The 21458-nt window shown below is 44.7% G+C and carries 9 protein-coding genes, 1 rRNA gene and 2 pseudogenes; 7 read left to right on the top strand and 5 right to left on the bottom strand.

Going from position 1 to position 21458, the window contains the following annotated elements:
* Positions 1 to 129: 129 nt before the first annotated feature.
* The 5 genes from rpsT (at position 130) to CDG76_RS16245 (ending at position 11778) form a co-directional block, all read left to right on the top strand.
* Positions 130 to 426: a 30S ribosomal protein S20 gene (gene rpsT / locus CDG76_RS16270; RefSeq protein ID WP_094350034.1), complete on the top strand. Its 297-nt coding sequence runs from the start codon at positions 130 to 132 to the stop codon at positions 424 to 426.
* Positions 427 to 613: 187 nt separating this feature from the next.
* Positions 614 to 1411, top strand: a complete 798-nt coding sequence (locus CDG76_RS16265; RefSeq protein WP_094350033.1) for a TatD family hydrolase — start codon at positions 614 to 616, stop codon at positions 1409 to 1411.
* An 896-nt stretch (positions 1412 to 2307) separates the two neighbouring features.
* Positions 2308 to 5607 (top strand): DNA-directed RNA polymerase subunit beta, encoded by a 3300-nt coding sequence (gene rpoB / locus CDG76_RS16255; RefSeq protein ID WP_094350031.1) that lies wholly within the window; start codon positions 2308 to 2310, stop codon positions 5605 to 5607.
* A 123-nt stretch (positions 5608 to 5730) separates the two neighbouring features.
* A complete protein-coding gene (locus CDG76_RS16250; RefSeq protein WP_094350030.1) occupies positions 5731 to 7608 on the top strand; it encodes a DNA-directed RNA polymerase subunit gamma in 1878 nt (625 codons plus the stop codon).
* Positions 7609 to 7728: 120 nt separating this feature from the next.
* Complete coding sequence (locus CDG76_RS16245) at positions 7729 to 11778, top strand: DNA-directed RNA polymerase subunit beta'' (protein ID WP_094350029.1); 4050 nt, start codon at positions 7729 to 7731, stop codon at positions 11776 to 11778.
* Between the two features lie 457 nt (positions 11779 to 12235).
* On the opposite strand, the gene CDG76_RS16240 is transcribed toward CDG76_RS16245, so the two are convergent.
* Positions 12236 to 12916, bottom strand: coding sequence for a uracil-DNA glycosylase (locus CDG76_RS16240; protein WP_094350028.1), 681 nt, complete (start codon positions 12914 to 12916; stop codon positions 12236 to 12238).
* Between the two features lie 191 nt (positions 12917 to 13107).
* On the opposite strand from CDG76_RS16240, the gene CDG76_RS16235 reads away from it, so the two are divergent.
* Positions 13108 to 13806, top strand: a complete 699-nt coding sequence (locus CDG76_RS16235) for a phosphoribosyltransferase (RefSeq protein ID WP_094350506.1) — start codon at positions 13108 to 13110, stop codon at positions 13804 to 13806.
* A gap of 27 nt (positions 13807 to 13833) precedes the next feature.
* Here CDG76_RS16235 and CDG76_RS16230 read toward each other — a convergent pair.
* From CDG76_RS16230 to glyQ, 4 genes and pseudogenes are all read right to left on the bottom strand, one after another.
* Positions 13834 to 14935 (bottom strand): annotated as a pseudogene (locus tag CDG76_RS16230) (tetratricopeptide repeat protein).
* A gap of 214 nt (positions 14936 to 15149) precedes the next feature.
* Entirely contained in the window at positions 15150 to 15617 is a 468-nt protein-coding gene (locus CDG76_RS16225; protein WP_094350026.1) for an NADAR family protein, read from the bottom strand.
* Between the two features lie 40 nt (positions 15618 to 15657).
* Entirely contained in the window at positions 15658 to 18012 is a 2355-nt protein-coding gene (locus CDG76_RS16220) for a ComEC/Rec2 family competence protein (protein WP_094350025.1), read from the bottom strand.
* 694 nt (positions 18013 to 18706) lie between these two features.
* Positions 18707 to 19576, bottom strand: a pseudogene (gene glyQ, locus CDG76_RS16215) (glycine--tRNA ligase subunit alpha); the annotation flags it as partial.
* Between the two features lie 314 nt (positions 19577 to 19890).
* Between glyQ and CDG76_RS16210 the strand changes: the two are divergent.
* A 16S ribosomal RNA gene (locus CDG76_RS16210) occupies positions 19891 to 21379 on the top strand.
* Positions 21380 to 21458: the final 79 nt, after the last annotated feature.

Below are 21458 nucleotides of genomic sequence, written 5' to 3'. Positions count from 1 at the left end.
TCTTCATTCATCCCCAAGACCTAATTCCATATTTTTTTTAGGAAATTATAACATTGGCAATTTGGATGCTATATTAGTAAGTCTAGTAGTGTGTGTACATAATTAATAATCGTATTTTTGGAATTGACTGTGGCGAATACAAAGTCTGCTCTTAAGCGTGCCCAAATCGCAGAACGTAACCGACTGCGTAATAAATCTTACAAATCAGCAGTCAAGACGCTGATGAAGAAATACCTCAATGCTGTAGCTGCTTATACAGCTAATCCTAGCCCAGAATTAAAACAAGAAGCACAGGCTCGGTTATCCGAGGCTTACGGCAAAATTGATAAGGCGATCAAACGAGGTGTTCTTCACCCAAACAATGGGGCAAGGAAAAAATCAAGATTGGCTCACAGACTAAAACCCGTCACACAAACAGCTGAGTAGTCATTGGTAATTTGTCCTTAGTCATTAGTCATTGGTAACAAAACAAACGACAAATGACGAAGGACAAACAACATAGACGCGCCAGCGGTGAAGCAGCGCTGTCTTGGGGGTTTCCCCCATGAGCGACTGCTGAACCCGTTGGCGCAGCCTCTCGTAGAGAAGGGCTTCCCGTAGGGTAGGACAAAAGATGCAACTGATAGACACGCACGTACATCTCAACTTTGATAGTTTTCAGCCGGATTTAGCAATAGTGCGATCGCGGTGGCAAGAAGCAGGTGTAGTGCGTTTAGTGCATTCCTGTGTTCACCCGGAGGAGTTTTCCAGTATTCAATCCATAGCCCAAGAGTTTCCCGAAATTAGTTTTGCTGTAGGATTACATCCTTTAGATGCTGAGAAATGGAATAGCGAGACAGCCGAGAAAATCAAAACTTTAGCGAGTTCTGACTCGAATGTGGTAGCAATTGGAGAAATGGGGCTGGATTTTTACAAAGCTGATAACTATGAGCAACAGTACATGGTGTTCGAGTCCCAGCTGGCGATCGCATCTGAACTAAACTTACCAGTGATTATCCACTGCCGTGATGCTGCCGTGGCAACCAAAGAAGTGTTGCAAAAATGGCGGCAACTCAAAGGAGAAAGAGTGCGGGGTGTGATGCATTGCTGGGGAGGAACACCTGAAGAAACTCAATGGTTTCTCGATTTAGGCTTCTATATCAGCTTTAGCGGTACGGTAACGTTCAAAAATGCCAAAGCAATCCAATCCTCGGCTGCAATGGTAAGTAGCGATCGCCTCCTGATTGAAACAGACTGCCCATTTCTCGCTCCAGTTCCAAAACGGGGTGAGAGGCGCAACGAGCCTGCCTACGTACTTTATGTAGCCGAGCAAGTAGCTAAACTGCGTCAGGAAACGGTAGAGGCGATCGCCCATCAAACCACCCAAAATGCCTGTGAATTATTCGGGTTGTCAATATCAGATGTGTTCTAGTATCTTTTGTTAAGTTGTGTAAAAAAAAATAAATCTATAGGGGGACAAAAATATGCTAATATTATTCCCTCAAAAACATTTTGCTTGCGCCATAATGATAAAAGAAGGAGCATAAAACTTCTGATCTTAATCTTCCATGCTGTTATGGCTTGGCCATCCTCAAAATCTCTACAAGCGGATGCTCTTCACACATGACTAACTGTGCCAACCTGAATTGAGCTAGACTTTTGCACAACGTCGGTTTACTTTGTATTGAACCTATTCAAAATCGTTAAACAAAAATTGCCTTGTGAGTACAATCCAGCAAAATGAATTGATTCTGATTCAAAACCGACAAGGTGCGGATCGTTCCCTCAGTCTTAGGATATCTAAAATATCACTGAGAGTATAAACATCGGGGTGGATTTAAAACACACTGTGTGGAGCTGCGTCAGCAAATTAACGCGCTTTTTGGAGGGGAAGTGAAGAAAGTAAATCAAATTCAGGAATATTTTAACTGGATATTCTATTTGAAATGGACATTGGGGAGCCAGGGCGTTGGGCGGCTCTGCCGACTTTTCTCCCTGCTCTTAAGCAAGCTACGCGCAGCATCTGCTGTCGGAGAAGTTAATGGCTCCATTGGGCATGAGATGCAAAGGGAAAAGACTTTCAGTAACTTTTCCCATACTTTCATAGTACCCATTAGCCATTACTTAGTCCCTTATTAGGGGCAATTTCTTCCTTGTGAAAATTGCTCGTTCCAGCCAAATTCAATGGCTGCTTTTGCCCACAGACAGATGTAAATCACAAGTGTGTAAGAAAAAGTTCCCAAACAGCCAAGGGCACTGGCTAGCAGTGGGAAGCGTCAAACAGCAGTGTCCAAGGGAAAATTTAACCAGGTTGACAAAGGTAGAGGCATGACTAAAGAAACATATATGGAACCCGCCTTTCTGTTACCCGACTTGATTGAAATCCAGCGATCAAGCTTTCGCTGGTTTTTAGAAGAAGGGCTGATAGAAGAACTTAACTCCTTTAGTCCTATTACAGATTATACGGGTAAATTAGAACTGCACTTTTTGGGTCATAACTACAAACTCAAGGAGCCAAAGTACAGCGTCGAAGAAGCCAAGCGGCGGGATAGTACTTATGCTGTCCAAATGTATGTTCCCACACGTCTAATTAATAAAGAAACCGGGGAAATCAAAGAGCAAGAGGTATTCATTGGGGATTTGCCTTTGATGACCGATCGCGGCACGTTTATTATTAACGGAGCGGAGCGGGTAATTGTCAACCAAATAGTGCGATCGCCAGGGGTCTATTACAAATCAGAAATCGACAAAAACGGGCGACGTACTTATTCGGCTAGCTTAATTCCCAACCGGGGAGCATGGCTGAAATTTGAAACAGACCGTAACGATTTGGTCTGGGTACGCATCGACAAAACCCGCAAACTCTCAGCACAGGTACTCCTAAAAGCTTTAGGTTTGTCAGACAACGAAATCTTTGATGCCTTACGCCACCCCGAATATTTCCAAAAAACCATCGAAAAAGAAGGGCAGTTTTCTGAAGAAGAAGCCCTAATGGAGTTATATCGGAAACTGCGTCCTGGTGAGCCACCTACAGTCTTAGGTGGACAACAACTCCTTGACTCCCGTTTCTTTGACCCGAAACGTTATGACCTTGGCCGCGTCGGACGCTATAAGCTCAACAAAAAATTGCGTCTTTCTGTCCCAGACACAATGCGCGTGTTGACTGCTGGCGATATTTTAGCAGCCGTAGATTACCTAATTAACCTAGAATATGACATCGGTAACATCGATGACATTGACCACTTAGGCAACCGTCGGGTGAGAAGCGTCGGTGAATTGCTGCAAAACCAAGTGCGGGTGGGCTTAAATCGTCTAGAGAGAATCATTCGGGAACGGATGACCGTATCCGATGCTGAAGTGCTAACTCCCGCTTCTTTGGTGAACCCCAAACCATTGGTAGCAGCAATTAAAGAATTCTTTGGTTCCAGCCAATTAAGTCAGTTCATGGATCAAACCAATCCTCTCGCAGAACTGACCCACAAACGTCGTCTGAGCGCCCTTGGTCCTGGTGGTTTAACCCGCGAACGCGCCGGTTTTGCCGTGCGGGATATTCACCCTAGCCACTATGGACGTATTTGCCCCATTGAGACACCAGAAGGCCCCAACGCCGGATTGATTGGCTCCTTAGCAACCCATGCGCGAGTTAACCTGTACGGATTCTTAGAAACGCCATTTAGACCTGTGGAAAATGGACGAGTCAGATTTGACTTGCCACCAGCCTACATGACAGCCGATGAAGAAGACGATCTACGGGTTGCTCCTGGGGATATTCCTGTAGATGAAACTGGGCACATCATTGGGCCACTAGTACCAGTCCGTTATCGCCAAGAATTTTCCACCACAACACCAGAACAGGTGGACTACGTAGCAGTATCTCCCGTACAGATTGTGTCGGTAGCAACCAGCATGATTCCCTTCTTGGAGCATGATGACGCTAACCGAGCGCTGATGGGGTCGAACATGCAACGGCAAGCAGTACCCCTGCTTAAGCCAGAGCGTCCTCTAGTGGGTACTGGTTTGGAAGCGCAAGGAGCAAGAGACTCCGGGATGGTGGTTGTATCGCGTACCGATGGCGATGTTACTTATGTGGATGCTACAGAAATTCGCGTCCGTCCTAAACCCAACACCTCCGAAATTAGATACACCCTTTCCAAGTACCAACGCTCAAACCAAGACACCTGCTTAAATCAGAAACCTCTTGTCCGCATTGGTGAACGGGTTGTTGCTGGTCAGGTATTGGCTGATGGTTCCTCCACCGAAGGCGGTGAATTGGCGCTAGGACAAAATATCGTCGTTGCCTATATGCCTTGGGAAGGCTACAACTACGAAGACGCAATTTTAATCTCTGAAAGACTGGTGCAGGATGATGTCTACACCTCAATTCACATTGAAAAATATGAAATTGAAGCTAGGCAAACGAAACTGGGACCAGAAGAAATTACCAGAGAAATTCCCAACGTCGGGGAAGATGCATTGCGTCAGTTGGATGAACAAGGAATCATTCGTATAGGGGCATGGGTAGAAGCTGGAGATATCTTGGTGGGTAAGGTAACACCCAAAGGTGAATCTGACCAACCACCAGAAGAAAAACTATTACGGGCGATTTTCGGTGAAAAAGCGCGGGATGTGCGGGACAATTCCCTGCGAGTCCCCAACGGTGAAAAAGGTCGCGTAGTTGATGTGCGCTTGTTTACTCGTGAACAAGGCGATGAACTGCCACCAGGAGCCAATATGGTAGTCCGGGTGTACGTTGCCCAAAAACGCAAAATCCAAGTTGGCGACAAAATGGCAGGACGGCACGGTAATAAAGGGATTATTTCTCGGATATTACCGGCGGAAGATATGCCTTATTTGCCCGATGGTTCCCCAGTGGACATTGTACTTAACCCCTTGGGTGTACCCAGCCGGATGAACGTCGGACAAGTATTTGAATGCCTCTTGGGTTGGGCTGGTCAAACCTTGGGAGTCCGATTTAAGATTACTCCCTTTGATGAAATGTACGGTGAAGAGACATCTCGCCGAATCGTGCATGGCAAATTGCAAGAAGCACGTGACGAAACAGGGAAAGACTGGGTATATAACCCAGATAATCCAGGCAAAATCATGGTGTATGACGGTCGTACAGGCGAACCCTTTGACCGAGCAATTACCATCGGTGTGGCTTATATGCTGAAGCTGGTGCATTTGGTGGATGATAAGATCCACGCCCGTTCCACAGGCCCATACTCGCTGGTGACTCAGCAACCCTTGGGTGGTAAAGCACAACAAGGTGGTCAACGGTTTGGAGAAATGGAAGTGTGGGCATTGGAAGCCTTTGGTGCAGCTTACACCTTACAGGAATTGCTGACAGTTAAATCTGACGATATGCAAGGACGGAATGAAGCGTTAAATGCGATCGTTAAAGGTAAGGCAATTCCTAGACCTGGAACGCCAGAATCCTTTAAGGTGCTAATGCGCGAGTTGCAATCATTAGGGTTAGATATTGCCGTACACAAGGTAGAAACCCAAGCAGACGGCAGTTCCCTAGATGTGGAAGTCGATTTGATGGCAGACCAATCAGCCCGTCGCACACCTCCTCGACCAACTTATGAATCTCTTTCCCGCGAATCGCTGGAAGACGACGAATAATTCGTAATTGATAATTCGTAATTCGTAATTGAAGAATTAATTACGAATTACGAATTAGAAATTGTTAATTACGAATTAGAAATTGTTAATTACGAATTACGAATTACGAATTACGAATTAAGTATGAGACCTGCCCAAACTAATCAGTTTGATTACGTAAAAATCGGCTTGGCTTCCCCCGAACGCATTCGGCAGTGGGGCGAAAGAACATTGCCTAATGGTCAAGTAGTCGGTGAAGTTACCAAGCCAGAAACGATTAATTACCGAACTCTCAAGCCAGAAATGGATGGCTTATTTTGTGAGCGCATCTTTGGCCCAGCGAAAGATTGGGAATGCCATTGTGGTAAGTATAAAAGAGTTCGTCATAGAGGTATTGTCTGTGAGCGCTGTGGGGTAGAAGTCACCGAGTCACGGGTGCGTCGCCACCGCATGGGCTATATTAAACTCGCTGCACCAGTAGCTCACGTTTGGTATCTCAAAGGCATTCCTAGCTATATTTCCATCCTGTTGGATATGCCCTTGCGGGATGTCGAGCAGATTGTCTATTTCAACTCTTATGTTGTCCTGAGTGCAGGTAATGCCGAAACTTTAACTTACAAACAGCTACTGAGTGAAGACCAGTGGTTGGAAATAGAAGACCAAATTTATAGCGAAGATTCTGTGCTGCAAGGCGTAGAGGTAGGTATTGGGGCTGAAGCGCTGTTGCGTTTGCTTGCCGATATCAATTTGGAACAAGAAGCCGAAAGCCTACGCGAAGAAATTGGCAACGCCAAGGGACAAAAGAGAGCCAAGCTAATTAAGCGACTGCGGGTGATTGACAACTTTATCGCCACTGGTTCCAAACCGGAGTGGATGGTAATGGCAGTCATTCCCGTGATTCCCCCAGACTTGCGCCCAATGGTGCAGCTAGATGGCGGACGGTTTGCCACGAGCGATTTGAATGATTTATATCGGCGGGTAATTAACCGCAACAATCGTTTGGCACGCTTGCAAGAAATTTTGGCACCAGAGATTATCGTGCGAAACGAAAAGCGGATGCTGCAAGAAGCAGTGGATGCTTTGATTGACAATGGTCGTCGGGGACGCACTGTGGTAGGGGCAAATAACCGACCCCTGAAATCTTTGTCCGACATTATTGAGGGTAAGCAAGGACGTTTCCGACAAAACTTGTTAGGTAAACGGGTTGACTACTCTGGACGTTCGGTAATTGTGGTCGGGCCAAAGCTGAAAATTCACCAGTGCGGTTTGCCTAGAGAAATGGCAATTGAGCTATTTCAACCATTTGTGATTAACCGCCTGATTCGTAGCGGTATGGTAAATAACATCAAAGCTGCGAAAAAACTGATATCCCGCAATGATCCCAGTGTTTGGGATGTGCTAGAAGAGGTAATTGAAGGACACCCTGTGATGCTAAACCGGGCACCAACATTGCACCGCTTGGGTATTCAGTCTTTTGAACCAATTTTGGTAGAAGGTAGAGCGATTCAGCTGCATCCTCTGGTGTGTCCAGCGTTTAACGCCGACTTTGACGGCGACCAAATGGCGGTACACGTCCCTCTGTCGTTAGAAAGTCAGGCTGAAGCGCGGTTGTTGATGTTGGCTTCTAACAATATTTTGTCACCAGCCACAGGTAAACCAATCATCACGCCTAGCCAAGATATGGTGTTGGGAGCCTATTATTTAACAGCAGAAAATCCCGGTGCGACAAAAGGGGCAGGAAATTACTTTTCTTCGCTAGAGGATGTAATTATGGCTTTCCAGCAAGACCAAATTGACTTGCACGCCTATATTTACGTAAGGTTTGACGGCGAAATAGAATCAGACCAACCGGATACAGAACCCGTGAAAGTGACGGAAAACGAGGATGGTACCCGCACATTACTCTATAAGTTCCGTCGAGTCAGACAAGACGTTAAGGGAAATGTACTTTCACAGTATATATACACAACTCCTGGCCGCGTTATTTACAACAATGCCATTCAGGAAGCACTAGCAAGTTAATTCGTAATTTCTAATTCGTAATTCGTAATTAATTCTTTAATTACGAATTACGTAGCTTGCTTCTCGGGTTTGGCGAGTATTACGAATTATTAATTATTGATGACTCAGGACTAATGATTAATGACTAACGAAAAAATGATTTTTCGCAATCGCGTGGTTGACAAAGGTCAACTGAGAAATTTAATTTCTTGGGCTTTCACGAATTATGGTACAGCGCGAACCGCAGTGATGGCGGACAAATTGAAAGATTTGGGATTTCGCTATGCTACCAAAGCAGGGGTTTCCATCAGTGTAGATGACTTGATGATACCACCAACTAAGCGATTGCTCTTAGAAGCAGCCGAGGAAGAAATTCGCGCTACTGAAACCCGTTATCAACGGGGAGAAATCACTGAAGTAGAACGCTTCCAAAAGGTAATCGATACTTGGAATGGTACCAGTGAAGCCTTGAAAGATGAAGTAGTCGTTCACTTCAAGAAGACTAATCCCCTAAACTCCGTATATATGATGGCATTCTCCGGGGCACGGGGTAATATCTCTCAAGTGCGGCAATTGGTTGGGATGCGGGGACTGATGGCAGATCCTCAAGGGGAAATTATCGATTTGCCCATCAAAACCAACTTCCGTGAAGGGTTAACTGTGACGGAATACATTATTTCGTCTTACGGTGCCAGAAAAGGATTGGTGGATACTGCCTTACGGACGGCTGACTCTGGTTATCTCACCCGCCGATTGGTGGACGTTTCCCAGGATGTAATTATTCGGGAATTTGACTGTGGCACCACTAGAGGTCTTGCGATTCGACCAATGACAGAAGGTGCCAAAACCTTGATTCCTCTGGGAACCCGCTTGATGGGACGGGTAATTGGCGAAGATGTGGTGCATCCGGTAACAAAAGAAGTGATTGCAGCACGCAATTCGCCAATTCCTGAAGACTTGGCAAAGAAAATTGAAAAGTCTGGGGTGGGAGAAGTTGTGGTGCGATCGCCCCTAACTTGTGAAGCGGCACGTTCTGTCTGTCAACACTGCTACGGCTGGAGTTTGGCACACGCCAAGATGGTAGATTTGGGTGAAGCTGTGGGGATTATTGCCGCCCAAAGTATCGGCGAACCTGGTACCCAGCTAACCATGCGGACATTCCACACTGGTGGGGTGTTTACTGGAGAAGTGGCGCAACAAGTTCGTTCCAAAATTGATGGGACTGTCAAACTTCCTCGCAAACTGAAAACCAGAACATATCGTACCCGCCACGGGGAAGATGCCCTCTATGTTGAGGCTAATGGCATCATGCTTTTGGAGCCAACAAAAGTAGGTGATGTTACTCCAGAGAACCAAGAGGTTCATCTTACCCAAGGTTCAACACTATATGTATTTGATGGAAATAAGGTAAAACAAGGTCAGTTGTTGGCAGAGGTTGCCCTTGGTGGACGTACAACTCGGACTAATACAGAAAAAGCAGTTAAAGATGTTGCTTCTGACTTAGCAGGGGAAGTGCAATTTGCCGAAGTTGTTCCAGAACAAAAAACTGACCGTCAAGGCAATACCACAACCACAGCCGCACGCGGTGGCTTGATTTGGATTTTGTCTGGGGAAGTTTATAACTTGCCGCCTGGTGCAGAATTGGTGGTGAAAAATGGTGATGCGATCGCTTCTAATGGAGTTTTAGCAGAAACCAAGTTAACTAGTTTGCACGGTGGTGTGGTGCGCTTGCCAGAAGCTACCCCAGGTAAGAGTACCAGGGAAATTGAGATTATCACCGCTTCTGTGGTCTTAGACCAAGCAACGGTGACAGTCCAAAGTTCCCAAGGTCGCAATAACTACTTAGTTTCTACTGGCAACAACCAAGTCTTTAACCTCCGAGCTACACCAGGCACAAAAGTGCAAAATGGTCAAGTAGTAGCTGAGTTAATTGATGACCGCTATCGCACAACCACTGGTGGATTCCTAAAATTTGCAGGTGTCGAAGTCCAGAAAAAAGGCAAAGCCAAGCTGGGTTATGAAGTCGTGCAGGGCGGTACACTGTTGTGGATTCCCGAAGAAAGCCACGAAGTTAATAAAGATATCTCCTTGTTGTTGGTGGAAGACGGTCAGTTTGTGGAAGCTGGCACAGAAGTGGTGAAGGATATCTTCTGCCAAAACAGTGGTGTGGTAGAAGTGACCCAGAAAAACGACATCCTGCGGGAAGTGGTGGTGAAGCCAGGGGAACTGCTGATGGTGGACGATCCCGAATCAGTTATCGGGCGAGATAACACCTTCATCCAACCAGGTGAGGAATTCCAAGGCAATGTCGCCACGGAATTGCGTTATATCCAGTATGTGGAGACACCAGAAGGCCCCGCCCTATTGAGTCGTCCAGTGGTTGAGTTTGCCGTCCCTGATAATCCAGATGTGCCATCAACGACATCGGTAAGTCAACAAACCGGGCGATCGATCCAATTGAGAGCGGTGCAGCGACTACCTTATAAAGATTCAGAACGCGTCAAATCTGTTGAAGGTGTGGAACTGCTACGAACCCAGCTAGTACTGGAAATTGAGCAAGAAGGGGAACAAGACCATAATGCTTCACCCCTGGCAGCAGATATTGAATTAGTAGAGGATACTGAAGATCCAGAAGTTCAACGTTTACAACTGGTGATTTTGGAATCTTTGGTAATTCGTCGAGACATTACCGCCGATGCCACCCAAGGTAGTACCCAGACGACACTTGAGGTACACGATGGACTAACCATTGCCCCAGGGTCTGTAGTCGCACGTACCCAAATCTTGTGTAAAGAAGGCGGGGAAGTGCGGGGTGTACAAAAAGGAACCGAAAACGTGCGTCGTTGCTTGGTATTGCGCGACGTTGACAGGCTCACCATTAATACTAGTACTCAGCCAAAAGTGAAAGTGGGTGACTTGCTAGTAGAAGGTACAGAAGTTGCTCCTGGAGTTTTTGCCCCAGAATCAGGACAGGTAGTAGATATTAAAAATGCTGCTGCTGCATCTGGTGGAGAATCAGCTCTGAGTACTAAAAACTACGTTATTACTACCCGCATTGGTCGTCCTTATCGAGTCAGCCCTGGTGCTGTGTTGCAAATAGAAGACGGCGATTTGGTACAACGGGGTGATAATTTGGTGTTGCTGGTGTTTGAACGCGCCAAAACCGGAGATATCATTCAAGGTTTGCCCCGGATTGAGGAACTACTTGAAGCTCGTAAACCGAAAGAAGCGTGCATTTTATGTCGGCGGGGTGGAGAAGTTAAGGTAGTTTACGCTGAAAGTGGTGATGAAGCGATCGCTATTAAGGTCGTAGAATCAAATGGCGTGGTGACAGATTATCCTCTAGGCCCTGGACAAAATTTGATTGTTCCAGATGGCTCAATGGTAGTAGCGGGACAACCGTTGACTGATGGCCCATCCAATCCCCACGAAATTTTAGAAATCTTCTTTAGCCTTGGTTCTGAAGACGGAATCTATGCTTGTGCCAGCATCGCTTTGCAGAAGGTACAAACCTTCTTGGTGAATGAAGTGCAAATGGTGTACCAGTCTCAGGGGATTGATATTTCCGATAAGCACATTGAAGTAATTGTTCGCCAGATGACCAACAAGGTCAGGATTGATGATGGTGGTGACACCACCATGCTCCCCGGCGAATTGGTGGAACTGCGCCAAGTTGAGCAAGTAAACGAAGCTATGGCAATTACAGGCGGTGCGAGGGCACAGTATACCCCAGTATTGTTGGGTATCACCAAAGCATCGTTGAACACTGACAGCTTCATTTCCGCTGCATCCTTCCAAGAGACAACACGGGTACTCACCGAAGCAGCTATCGAAGGCAAATCTGACTGGCTGCGCGGATTAAAGGAAAACGTGATTATCGGCCGATTGATTCCGGCTGGTACTGGGTACAATACCTATGAAGAACCCGGAGCGATCGATGACTATACTGCTGAAATTACCAGTAGTGTGTTAGATGAAGTTGATGATCCCCTAGATATGGTCCTAGACGATCGCACAGCTCGCACCTATAATTTAGATTCTCCTACTCTTGGGGAATCTGGCTTTGGCAGCAGACGTGCAGAAAGGTCAATTCTAGATGAAGAAGATGAATTAATTGCTGATGAAGTAGTAGACGACGACGATTTCGAGGAAGAAGAAGAAGATGACGAGGATGACTTCGACGACGAATAGAGACTTGAAATTTCGCGTCTAAAAGGTAAAAGGTAATATCGAGTCTGCTCAATTACCAATAACTAAAGTACCTTACTTGTGCTAGCGTGCTCCTTGCCAAAGGGGTACGCTAGCTTCAGTTTTACTCCTAGTGAGCAAATGCCGTCATATTCAATTAAAATAAGCGATCACAATCAGTAGACTGAAATTTTCTCTTTTACAGAGTCTAGTCATCTACATCGCTTAAAATCTTTAGGACTTACGCACACTCTACGAATTCTCGGCGCTCTTGGCGTCTTGGCGGTTCGATAAATTAAGCTTTTGAGCAATTTTTGCGTAAGTCCTAATCTTGTATTGAGTCCTCTTGAGAAGTCTTTAGCTATTAGCTTTAGAATTTATTCCCAATCGGGATAGCAACGAAGTGAGTAATTGAAAAGATGTTGGTAGTGACAAGCCTTAAAAAAGACGGAATTAAGCATTAGCTGTGATTTTGAATTTCGTCTAACTTGGCACGCACTGCCTTGATATCCTCCCACATCAACCATTTTGGCGCACCTCTTTCCTTAGAAGGGTTACGTAGCAAGTAGGAAGGATGAAAAATTGGCATACATAAACGCCCTTCCCACTCTAGCCACTGGCCGCGAATTTTCGTAATTCCCCGCTTATCCCCAGTGATCCCTTTGACAGCAGTCGCACCCGTTAACAAAATTATTTTGGGGTCAACTAAGCGAATTTGTTCTAATAGATATGGTAGACAAGCCGCCACCTCTACAGGAGTGGGAACTCTATTATCTGGTGGGCGACATTTATTGATATTGGCAATGTATACATCATGCTCAGTAGTCAGATTCACCGATGCCAAAATTTTCTCCAACAATTGTCCCGATCTGCCTACAAATGGTAAACCCGTTTCATCTTCATTTTGACCTGGTGCTTCTCCCACAACCATAATTGGTGCTTTGAGATTACCACGCCCGACAACAGTGTGAGTGCGAGTATCTCCCAATGCACAACGGTGGCAGCGATCGCAATGCTGTGTCAACTCCGTTATGTCAGAATAAGTTCCGGGAGCGATCGGAATTTTCGCGTCTGTAGGAATCAGTTCTCGTTGGTTAAAAGTTGAGTCGTCGAAGAGGCTAAGTTGGGTTTCGCTGCTCATGAAAATCAGGATTTTGGCATCAGCGCTAGCTGTTATATCTGATTTAAATAGCCCTCTGGCTGGATATTTATCAGAACAATAAACTTTTGCTGAATACTTAATTATTTATACAAATCTTATTGTATCAGTTAATTTGAGACAAAATTCAGTCATGATAAAAGCAGTGCCGTCCTAAGATGCTGGGGGAAAGCATGTCACATACCCCACTTTTCGCCGATCGTACCCATGCGGGTGAAGTATTGGCGCGAGTAATTTATGATGTTTTGACTCAGCAAACTATTGATTCTGGGGTAAAGCCTGTACCAATTGTTTATGCTTTGCCAAGAGGGGGTGTACCAGTAGCAGCACCAATAGCACGTCTTTTAGATTGTCCGTTGACAATTGTTGTGGCAAAAAAGATTAGCCATCCAGAAAACCCAGAGTTAGCAATTGGTGCAGTGACTACTTCTGGAAATGTTCTTTGGGCCAATCAAAAGCTATTTCGCTCTAAATATGATGCGCGGTGGCGAGAAATAGCTTTAAATAAAGCGATAAACCTTGCTAAGTCTCTTGAGGCTCAATTAATTCCTGCTTGTCCGCAAGTAAATGCAGAGAATGCTACGCTCATCTTAGTTGATGATGGCATTGCTACAGGTATGACAATAGCGGTAGCAGCAACTGCCATGAGAGCGCTTTCTCCAGCAGCAGTTTGGTTATGTACTCCAGTAGTGCCACAAAAATTGCTACCTTGGTTAGAACAGTGGGGCGATCGCACAATAGTCTTGGAAACACCGGAACCCTTTTGGAGTGTGAGTAATTTTTACGCGGAATTTCCCCAAGTAGATACATTAGAAGTTCTTGTATATCTTCAGCAACAAAACACAATAGGAGGAATTGACCTCTGCGAGTAATTTTGAATTGTTTCCCTGTCTTGCTTTTTAACTATTTGGAGACGTTTTCGGCTGGTATTGCATAGCTTTGGCATAATCACCCAAGGCTTCGTAAGCAGCTTTCAGACGAGCAAGAGTTTGTTCTTCACTGCGACGATCTTTGATATTCCTAGCTAAGATCAAACGTTCTTCATAATATATAATTGCTTTGTTATAGTCACCCAAAGCTTCACAAGCAATTACTAAACTACCTAAAGACTGTTCCTCGCTACGCTGGTCTTGAATTTCTTTGGCCAATTGCAACCGTTCCTCATTATACTGAATGGCTTTGGCATAATCACCTAATGTATAACAAGCATGACCCAGATTCTTTAGCACCTGAGAAGCACTGCGAACATGTTTTAAGGAGCGTGCTATAACTACACATTGCTCATAATAGGCGATCGCTTTTGGGTAATTGTCCAAAGCATACCAAGCATTACCTAAATTCTTGAGTACCTGTTCCTCCCCCCAATTATCTTTGAGTTCCCGCACAATCTCTAGGCTTTGCTGCTGATACTCAATTGCCTGTGTAAATTTGCCCCAAGCTTTATAAACCAATCCCAAGTTATTCAGTGCTGCCACTTGACTGCGTTTATCTTGCAGCTGCTGGGTTATTTTCAAACACTTTTCCAGAAACTCAATTGCCTTTTCATGGTCATTCAGGTGACGGTAGGCATTACCTAAATGGGAAAGTGCTTGCATTTGCAATGTTAAATCTGAGGTGTTCTTGAGCAAAGACAAACACTGTTGGGAGTAAGAGATAGCACCTTTATAGTCTCCAGCGCTGTAAGTTACCAATCCTAAAAAAGAAAGTACCTGTGCCTGTTTTTGCAAATCTCCAACTGCCTGAAATAGCCCCAAGGATTGTTGTAAAGACTTCATCGCCGCTATTAATTCACCAGCTTGCTGCTGTTGAGTTCCTTGCCGTAGTAGCTTGGATGCTTCCGATGAATGGTCATCACTTTCCTGTGGAGGTAGTATTTCTGCTTGTGAACCAGAGTCAAATTCATGGGTAATTGTATTACGCTTCACTGGTTTTAGATATGTTATGGGTAATTGCAAGGGAACTGTATTTTTCGATCTGGTTATTCCATTCGCCTTTAGACATCAACTCCTTCTTGTGGAAGTCTAGTGCTAAATTTAGTGTTCCCAAAACCAGGATGCATCTTTCACCAGTCTGGTTTACCACAGCGTCAGTTTAGGAGAGGTGAGAGTTTATATAGCGATCGCTTTTGAATTTTAATCGAGGTTTTTAGATTACTACTCATGAAGATTAATAACTATATAGCAGTATTAAATTATTTGCTTGCTATCGAGATTATCTAACAAGTTTTATTATCAATATCTTTACTGTGTCTATGGAGTAGGATATCCCGCACCTCCATTAAAATTTTTCCTAGCATGTTTTTACCACTGCCATCGGCTCCGCAACCCCAGTAAAAATCGATAGGCGAATTTTCAACAATTTCTGCATTTCCTGTAGAAAGTAAAATATCTCTAATATCTCTATGAGTTTGAAATTTACATAGCACAGCTTGCCGCATAATATCGTCTTTAACTTGTTCCCAATCTTGACGTAAGGGACGGGTTCTCTCACGCCCCATTCTTGCCGCATCTTTAGGTGTTTTAACTAGGCGTATTTGTTCTACATGAGGTGTACCCACAAACTTTTGCGCTTGAAAGTAGTGTTCGCTAGTTGACCAATATAATCTATCTAATTCAAAGCCGTGGGATGAAAAGTTAGAGAAACACCCATATTCTTCACGAGTGCTATAAAAGTAGATTGTCATAGATTTAATACAACTCGAATTTACTGAATTTATGAGTTTTTTATAAAACAGATGATTTATTTTCTGTTGATTCAATAAACGCCTCAAACTGACCATTAGGAGTCCATTGAATAGCCCCATCTCGTCCTGTAAAGAACAGTTTAGTTTGGCTTTGATTCAGTTCAGATAAAGTTTTTGGATCAAAGTTGGCAGAAGAAGCGATCGCTACTTGTGGTTGCAGAGCAATAACTAAATCTTTCAATGATTCAGGGGCACACCAAAGCACTTGCGGGCGAGGCAAACTTCCATTTTTTACTAGTTGCTGCACCTCTTTAGATTTAACATTACCTACTAATAACCAATTTTGACCTAAAATTTGCAATTGTAAAATTGGTAATTGGTCGTTGATTAATTGCGCTACTATCGAACCAGCTTTTACAGATTGACCAACTGCCAATGGTTGATAAATTCCTTGATTTTTTTGTAGTTCCTGTTGAATTGCCTGAGTCGTAATAGAATTATCTGTTTGGGGTGAATATTCATAAAAATTCTTGATTGGTAAACGTTGCATTAATTCAAACCAAGCATTGCTTTGATTACCTTGAAAATCAGTTGCGATCGCCCAATTTATTTGATTTACACCCTGCTGTTGTAAAAACGGTAGAATCGTAAAACGTCCTGTACCTTCATCACCACTATTAATTACAGTTACAGTACCTCGATCTTGAACAACTACAATTGGTTCCGTACCCGATTCTAAGACAGTTATTCTAAACAATGTATTTTTAGAATGCCAAAGTGGGATGAATACTAAACCAATCGCAATCATATTAGCAAACCACCACCGTCTCTGCCACCAACGCACTAACCAGACCAATATAATGAGTATATAAATCGCCAAAAGCTGCCAAGTAGATATGCTACCCACAGCAACAGAATTTCCAGGTAACTTGCTAAAAAATTCCACTAGTTTAATTAGCCAATCAGTAGGGTAATGTAACACCCCAGCTAAGAAACTTCCTGCTTCAGTCCACACTAAACCTACTAACGCACTGATAATTCCACCTATACTAATGATCGAAATTAATGGTGTACTAACTACATTCAACAACAGACTATAAGATGGTACAACTCCAAAGACAAAAAGTTGCACAGGTAAAGTCCAAATAGTTGCAGCGAGGGGAACAGCAATCAAAGCAGCGATCGCAGGTGGTAGCCATGCTAGGCGATTGACTAATGCGGGTACTGTTACAACTAATCCTAATGTTGCTAAAAAACTCAATTGAAAACCTAAATCCCAAATCCATAGAGGATTAAACACTAATAGCAGAGTTGCTGCTATTAGTAACGAGCCAAACTGTTTTACCTTTCTTTTTAATAGCAGACCAACTAATGCCGCAAAACCCATAATTACGGCTCTGAGAACCGCAGGTTGAAACCCTGTTAAACTCAGAAAAATGATTAAACCCAAAAACCCAAGAGTAAATTGTGTTCCTTTTCTTGCCCGTCTCGTTAACTGTAAGATCACACTCAGAATCAAAGAAGTTTGGAACCCAGAAGCTGCTAAAGCATGAGCTAATCCAGCTTGTACAAATAAGTCTCGGATATCGTAGGGTAAATCAACAGCTTTGCTACCTAAAACCATTGCGCTGACAAGAGGCCCTTCAGGAACGCCCAACCAACGAACTTGCGATCGCACAATTCGCTCCCGAATTTGCCACCATCCCCATTTACGTTCCTGATCTAAAACATTTATTTGTCGCCCAATTAGACCGGCAAACGTTCCTTCCTGCTTGAGAAACTTCTGAAAATCGAAACCACCAGGGTTGGAAGCCGCCTTTGGTTTGTACAAAATCCCAGTCACGGCAATTTGTTGACTAGGGTATAACCCAGTAGCCTGAAGTATAGGGACTGTCACATACAATTTGCCTGTAACCCCTTGTGGGACACCTGCTGAACCTTTATCATTTTTAACTTCATCTAACTGAGTTGTTTCTAGCCAAAATTGTCCTCGCTGACTGCGAGTTAAGCGGGGATTACTCGCCACTTCGCCGCGTACAATCACAAGCTGTTCTTGATTGCTGCTATTTCCAGGCGGGACAAACTCACTAATATCTTTTGCACCTGGTTGTGGCATTCGCCATTGAAAATATAAAGTTGCCAATAATCCCACCAAGCCAGCAGCTAGCCATATTCGAGGATGGGGAATAGTTTGCCAAATATTAGGCACTGCCTTATTTTTGCTTCCACTATTTTCTGGTTTCTGAGCAAATTGCTGTAGTGTGGTGCGTCTTCTAAAAACAATTGCTCCCACTATCCCCAGAACCAAAATCCCCACACCACCCCAAGGAACTGCTGTAAGCAGCAACCCAAAAATGTAGCCAAGACAAATAATTACACCACTGGTTTGAATCATAAGATTTTTGTAAAAGCACCTGGCAACCCGAATTTGCAGCTAACTTAAAAATAACTAGAGCAGCAATAAAGAAAATCCGCGTTACTGAATTTGGTTATTAAATTCAAAAATTAAATATTCCAAACTCTTATTATCTGCACCTGGAGCGCCTCTGCGCGAGATTTTCATCTTTTTAATCAGCGGCAACGAAAAATTTTGATCCTTGTGGTGAAGTATAGTCCATCAAGTTTATACAAACAAAGCCCGTCTGTGCGGGCTTTATCCTTGTAGCTTTTATGTTCAAGGCTCAAGATTTAATGGTATTTCCGATCTTTAGCAATAGCCACATTATCAAGATATACCTAGCTTAGAGAATGCAAAATCAAGAGTTTGCTAACCTGCGGAGGCAGGTTTTGTTTGTGTAGCCGCGACTTTTAGTCGCCCAGGTAAGTAATAAATTAGACTTTACAAACATCCTCTTACTAGGTAACAAGTATCTGGATGGTCTATATTGTTTGATACATAAACTTTTCTACCGAAACAATGAAAGTATTAGCCAAAGGACATAAGAGATAATTGGAATCAAAAACAGCCAATCAATAATATATTGATAACGAGATTTAACTGTAGACTCTGAAACAGCTTGTACTAAGACTGGCTGTGAATCAAGTTGCTGCACAACTGGCTGTAAAACAGGTGGCTGTATGACTGGTTTTAAATTTTTGAGCAACGGAAAACCCAACTTCTCCCTTTGCTCAACATATAAATGAGCTACCTTCCTAGCCAAATGCCGAATCCTAGCAATATAGCGAGTTCTCTCCGTCACCGAAATCACACCTCTAGCATCCAGCAGATTGAATGTGTGCGAACATTTCATTACATAATCTAAGCTAGGCAATACCAATCCTCGCTCCGTCAATTGGGTAGCTTCCTGCTCATACAAATTAAATAATGTCAGTAGCAACTCAGGATTTGACGCTTCAAAGTTGTATGTGCACTGCTCAATCTCACTTTGCAGGAAAACATCGCCATAAGTAATGTTGTCTGTCCACTGGATCTTAGTAAATGCTTCTACTTGCTGGAGATACATTGTCAGCCGCTCTAACCCGTATGTAATTTCAATTGACACCGGACGGCAATCGATTCCTCCACACTGTTGAAAGTAGGTAAATTGAGTAACTTCCATCCCATCTAACCATACTTCCCACCCAGTACCCCAAGCTCCCACTGTTGCATCTTCCCAGTTATCTTCTACAAACCGAATATCGTGGTCTTCAGGACGGATACCTAAAGCCCTTAACGAATCAAGATAAATCTCCTGAATATTATCTGGTGAAGGCTTGATCAAAACTTGGTACTGATAATAGTGTTGGAAGCGGTTAGGGTTTTCACCGTAGCGTCCATCAGTAGGTCGACGACAGGGTTCAACATAAGCAACAGCCCAGGGTTCTGGTCCCAATGCTCTTAAAAAAGTCTGTGGATTCTTAGTACCAGCCCCCTTCTCAATATCGTAGGGCTGGGCAATAAGACAACCGCGATCGCCCCAGAAATGATGCAATAAACTTATTACCGACTGAAAATTCACGCTTGTTCCATCCTTACTCAACACAGTGCATAAACCATTGTTGCCTAGAACCCGGCACTGTGGGCAGTTTCAGGAGACACAGAAGCGGTCCAAAAATATTTTGGGAAAAATAGTTGACACAATGAAGTAAGTTCGCTATATTGAATAAGTGCTTGAAGCGGAGCGCGAAAAAGCGACGCTTAAAGGACACCGAACCTTGAAAATATTATAGTTTGAAAGCGATTATACAGCAAGTGTATTGCGTCAAGCAAATAAAAATAACTAAGCTGAAGTTAAAAAAGAGCAGCTAATTGAGCTATAGAGCTTTCCAAAACAAAACGGAGAGTTTGATCCTGGCTCAGGATGAACGCTGGCGGTATGCTTAACACATGCAAGTCGAACGAAATCTTCGGATTTAGTGGCGGACGGGTGAGTAACGCGTGAGAATCTGGCTTCAGGTCTGGGACAACCACTGGAAACGGTGGCTAATACCGGATGTGCCGAAAGGTGAAAGATTAATTGCCTGAAGATGAGCTCGCGTCTGATTAGCTAGTTGGAAGTGTAATGGACTCCCAAGGCGACGATCAGTAGCTGGTCTGAGAGGACGATCAGCCACACTGGGACTGAGACACGGCCCAGACTCCTACGGGAGGCAGCAGTGGGGAATTTTCCGCAATGGGCGAAAGCCTGACGGAGCAATACCGCGTGAGGGAGGAAGGCTCTTGGGTCGTAAACCTCTTTTCTCAGGGAAGAACACAATGACGGTACCTGAGGAATAAGCATCGGCTAACTCCGTGCCAGCAGCCGCGGTAATACGGAGGATGCAAGCGTTATCCGGAATGATTGGGCGTAAAGCGTCCGCAGGTGGCAATGTAAGTCTGCTGTTAAAGAGTCTAGCTCAACTAGATAAAAGCAGTGGAAACTACATAGCTAGAGTACGTTCGGGGCAGAGGGAATTCCTGGTGTAGCGGTGAAATGCGTAGAGATCAGGAAGAACACCAGTGGCGAAGGCGCTCTGCTAGGCCGTAACTGACACTGAGGGACGAAAGCTAGGGGAGCGAATGGGATTAGATACCCCAGTAGTCCTAGCCGTAAACGATGGATACTAGGCGTGGCTTGTATCGACCCGAGCCGTGCCGTAGCTAACGCGTTAAGTATCCCGCCTGGGGAGTACGCCGGCAACGGTGAAACTCAAAGGAATTGACGGGGGCCCGCACAAGCGGTGGAGTATGTGGTTTAATTCGATGCAACGCGAAGAACCTTACCAAGGCTTGACATGTCGCGAATCTTCCCGAAAGGGAAGAGTGCCTTCGGGAGCGCGAACACAGGTGGTGCATGGCTGTCGTCAGCTCGTGTCGTGAGATGTTGGGTTAAGTCCCGCAACGAGCGCAACCCTCGTTTTTAGTTGCCAGCATTAAGTTGGGCACTCTAGAGAGACTGCCGGTGACAAACCGGAGGAAGGTGGGGATGACGTCAAGTCAGCATGCCCCTTACGCCTTGGGCTACACACGTACTACAATGCTCCGGACAGAGGGCAGCAAGCATGCGAATGCAAGCAAATCCCGTAAACCGGAGCTCAGTTCAGATCGCAGGCTGCAACTCGCCTGCGTGAAGGAGGAATCGCTAGTAATTGCAGGTCAGCATACTGCAGTGAATTCGTTCCCGGGCCTTGTACACACCGCCCGTCACACCATGGAAGCTGGTAGTGCCCGAAGTCATTACTCCAACCATTCGTGGAGGAGGATGCCTAAGGCAGGACTGGTGACTGGGGTGAAGTCGTAACAAGGTAGCCGTACCGGAAGGTGTGGCTGGATCACCTCCTTTTTAGGGAGACCTACACCCCTTAGATATCGAAAAGCAAACAGCTATATAGATAGTAAGTTGGTCTAACCTAGGTCGGTCG

It is taken from the genome of Nostoc sp. 'Peltigera membranacea cyanobiont' 210A, assembly GCF_002246015.1.
In the GTDB taxonomy this organism is placed as follows: domain Bacteria; phylum Cyanobacteriota; class Cyanobacteriia; order Cyanobacteriales; family Nostocaceae; genus Nostoc.
This window is presented reverse-complemented; position numbering and strand designations above follow the sequence as displayed.